The sequence below is a fragment of the Escherichia sp. E4930 genome, from assembly GCF_005845405.1.
Lineage (GTDB): Bacteria > Pseudomonadota > Gammaproteobacteria > Enterobacterales > Enterobacteriaceae > Escherichia.
Map to the genome: position 1 here is coordinate 1 of NZ_VCDZ01000063.1, position 3,998 is coordinate 3,998.

The 3,998-nt window shown below is 51.6% G+C and carries 3 protein-coding genes; all 3 read left to right on the forward strand.

Translation table 11 applies throughout. The features are described 5' to 3' along the window. Positions 1–2,108, forward strand: a 2,108-nt coding sequence (cas3, locus tag FFT88_RS24930; protein WP_135403829.1) for a CRISPR-associated helicase Cas3', incomplete at its 5' end; no start/stop codon positions are given. Positions 2,109–2,205: 97 nt separating this feature from the next. Beyond that, positions 2,206–3,768, forward strand: coding sequence for a type I-E CRISPR-associated protein Cse1/CasA (gene casA / locus FFT88_RS24935; RefSeq protein ID WP_135403830.1), 1,563 nt, complete (start codon positions 2,206–2,208; stop codon positions 3,766–3,768). Then, on the forward strand, positions 3,765–3,998 hold a 234-nt coding region (gene casB / locus FFT88_RS24940), incomplete at its 3' end, for a type I-E CRISPR-associated protein Cse2/CasB (RefSeq protein ID WP_346763847.1). The genes casA and casB, both read left to right, overlap by 4 nt.

Sequence of the window (3,998 nt, forward strand, 5' to 3'; positions counted from 1 at the left end):
TCGAGATCCCCGCATTCTGGGATGAGGACGAGGGCGTTGAACTTATAAAACAACTTTCCTGGTATATCTCTGCAACCGTCGTACTTGCAGACTGGACGGGATCGTCAACGCGATTTTTTCCACGCGTCGCACAGACAATGGATATTGAAGATTACTGGCAAAAGGCTTTAGTTCAGGCTCAAAACGCCTTAACCGTCTTCCCGCCAAAAGCACAAACCGTGCCTTTCACCGGAATTAATACGCTGTTTCCTTTTATTGAGCACCCGACACCGTTACAGCAAAAGGTACTGGATCTGGATATCAGCCAGCCAGGGCCACAGTTATTTATTCTGGAAGATGTGACTGGCGCAGGTAAAACAGAAGCGGCGCTTATTCTGGCGCACAGGTTGATGGCTGCGGGGAAAGCACAGGGTTTGTTTTTGGGCCTGCCAACAATGGCAACGGCCAATGCCATGTACGATCGGCTGGTCAAAACCTGGCTTGCTTTCTATTCGCCAGAGTCCCGCCCCAGCCTGGTGCTGGCACACAGTGTCCGCACATTAATGGACCGCTTTAATGACTCACTCTGGTCCGGTGATTTAGTCGGGGCAGAAGAACCGGATGAACAAACGTTCAGTCAGGGATGTGCGGCCTGGTTTGCCGACAGTAACAAGAAGGCGCTACTGGCTGAAATTGGCGTCGGCACGCTGGATCAGGCGATGATGGCAGTGATGCCGTTTAAACATAATAATCTGCGGCTTCTGGGGTTGAGTAACAAAATCCTGCTGGCTGATGAGATCCACGCCTGTGATGCTTACATGTCGTGCATTCTTGAAGGGCTGATCGAGTGGCAGGCACGTGGCGGAAACAGCGTCATTTTGCTTTCTGCCACGTTATCTCAACAGCAGCGTGACAAACTTGTCGCTGCCTTTGCGCGGGGTACAGAGGGCCAGCAAGAAGCCCCGTTCCTGGAAAAGGACGATTACCCCTGGCTGACGCATGTCACGAAATCGGATGTGCATTCGCACCGGGTAGCGACGCGCAAAGACGTTGAGCGTAGCGTGAGCGTGGGTTGGCTCCATAGCGAACAAGAATGTATGGCACGTATCGAATCGGCGGTAAGTCAGGGGAAATGCATCGCCTGGATCCGGAATTCTGTCGATGACGCTATTAAGGTTTATCGTCAGTTACTTGCCCGCGGCGTCATTCCTGCTTCCAGCCTTTCACTTTTTCATAGCCGCTTTGCTTTTAGCGATCGCCAGCGAATTGAAACGGAGATACTGGCACGCTTTGGTAAAGAAGATAGCTCACAGCGTGCCGGAAAAGTCCTTATTTGTACTCAGGTATTAGAACAGAGCGTCGATTGTGACCTGGACGAAATGATCTCCGACCTGGCCCCTGTTGATTTGCTGATTCAGCGAGCAGGACGATTACAGCGGCATATCCGCGATATTAATGGTCAGTTAAAGCGTGACGGAAAGGACGAGCGTTCTCCTCCTGAATTGCTGATTCTGGCCCCCGTCTGGGACGACTCTCCGGATGACGAATGGTTTGGCAGTGCAATGCGGAACAGTGCATATGTCTACCCCGATCATGGGCGAATCTGGCTGACGCAGCGTGTGCTGCGTGAGCAAGGTGCTATTCAGATGCCACACGCAGCCCGGCTTCTTATTGAATCAGTCTACGGTGAGGACGTGGTAATGCCGGAAGGGTTTGCCCGCAGCGAGCAGGAGCAAGTGGGCAAATATTACTGCGATCGCGCAATGGCTAAAAAGTTTGTGCTGAACTTCAGGCCCGGCTATGCCGCCAGTATCAACGATTACCTCCCGGAAAAACTGTCGACACGTCTGGCTGAGGAGTCTGTTTCCCTGTGGCTGGCTACCTGTATTGACGGTGTGGTGAAGCCTTATGCCACCGGTGCTCACGCATGGGAAATGAGCGTTGCCAGAGTGCGCCGAAGCTGGTGGAAAAAACATCGGGATGAGTTTTCTTTACTGGAAGGGGAAGCGTTCAGGCAGTGGTGCATTGAACAGCGGCAAGATCCGGAGATGGCAAACGTAATTTTAGTCACTGATGACGAAAGTTGCGGGTATTCGGCTACAGAGGGATTGACAGGCAAGGTTGATTGAGATGCCTGCGACAGGACTCTCTGAATAGTTGATACACCGAGAAGGATGGAATGATGGACAACCGACCAGGGATGGTCTTTTTTACGAGAGGATACATATGAACTCGTTTTCACTTCTGACAACCCCGTGGTTGCCCGTTCGTTTTAAAGACGGAACGACAGGCAAACTGGCGCCAGTCGATCTGGCGGATGAAAATGTTGTCGATATCGCTGCGCCGCGGGCAGATCTCCAGGGGGCGGCATGGCAGTTTTTGCTGGGGCTACTACAAACCAGCTTCGCGCCAAAAGATCATCGTCGTTGGGATGATATCTGGGAAGACGGACTGGAAGCCGAAAAGCTACGGGAAGCATTGCTGTCCTTAGAGCACGCTTTCCAGTTTGGCCCGGACTCACCTTCATTTATGCAGGATTTTGAGGCGCTCACGGGAGATAAAGTTCCGGTTGCTTCGCTACTGCCTGAGATTCCCGGCGTTCAAACAACAAAGTTTAATAAAGACCACTTTATCAAGCGTGGTGTAACGGAATACCTGTGCCCACATTGTTCCGCGTTAGCTCTGTTCTCCCTACAGTTAAATGCACCGTCAGGTGGCAAAGGCTACCGCACCGGTTTGCGTGGCGGTGGGCCGATGACCACTCTGATTGAATTACAGGAATATCAGGGCAATCCACAAACGCCCTTGTGGCGCAAACTGTGGCTCAACGTGATGCCGCAGGATGAAGCCGATTTACCGCTACCCCAAAAATTTGACGAGCTGATTTTCCCCTGGCTTGGCCCGACGCGTACCAGCGAACAGGCCGGTGCGGTGGTAACCGATGATCAGGTTAATAAACTCCAGGCGTACTGGGGAATGCCGCGGCGTATTCGTATTGATTTTAATACCACCACAGTCGGTAACTGCGATATTTGCGGTGAGCAGAGCGACGCGCTCCTGAGCCTGATGACGACCAAAAATTACGGCGCTAACTATGCCATGTGGCAGCATCCCTTAACGCCTTACCGTGTACCCCTTAAAGAGGGCGGCGAGTTTTACTCGGTTAAACCACAACCGGGCGGTTTAATCTGGCACGACTGGTTAGGCCTTATCGAAACGGGTAAGTCAGAAAACAATACGGAACTTCCCGCGCTGGTGGTGAAACTCTTTAATGCCAGCAGTCTGAAGCAGGCAAAAGTGGGCCTGTGGGGATTTGGCTATGATTTCGACAACATGAAAGCCCGTTGTTGGTACGAACACCATTTCCCGCTGCTGCTCAATAAAAAAGAAGGCCAGATACCGAAGCTACGACTGGCTGCGCAAACAGCTTCACGAATTCTAAGTCTGTTACGGAGTGCACTAAAAGAAGCATGGTTCTCCGATCCAAAAGGCGCACGGGGGGATTTTAGTTTTGTGGATATCGACTTCTGGAACAAAACTCAGCATCGCTTCCTGAGGTTAGTGCGCCAAATTGAAGAAGGTCAGGTTCTGGATGAATTACTCGGCAAATGGCAAAAGGAAATGTGGTTATTCGCGCGTCAGGATTTTGACGAGCGTGTATTCACCAATCCTTATGAGCCCGTTGATTTAAAACGCGTCATGACCGCGCGCAAGAAATATTTTACAACATCGGCGGAGAAGCAAAGTGCTAAAGCCGCCAGGGAGAAAAAGCAGGAGGCTGCTGAATGAGTATTGTAAAAGAGGAGCACAAAGCCACGCTGCGTAAATGGCACGAAGAGTTGCAGGCTAAACGCGGCAATCGTGCCAGTCTGCGGCGTAGCACAACGATTAATGATGTTTGCTTGTCAGAAGGGTTTCGTTCTCTGCTGATGCAGACCCACACTTTGTGGAAAATTGAAGCACAAGAGTGGCGTTTTACCGCACTGGCGCTGGTCGCCGCAGTTAGCGCCAATGTAAAA

Bases quoted from the DNA above. Each gene is read 5' to 3' on its own strand.
- casA (WP_135403830.1), top strand. From the start codon at position 2,206: ATGAACTCGTTTTCACTTCTGACAACCCCGTGGTTGCCCGTTCGTTTT.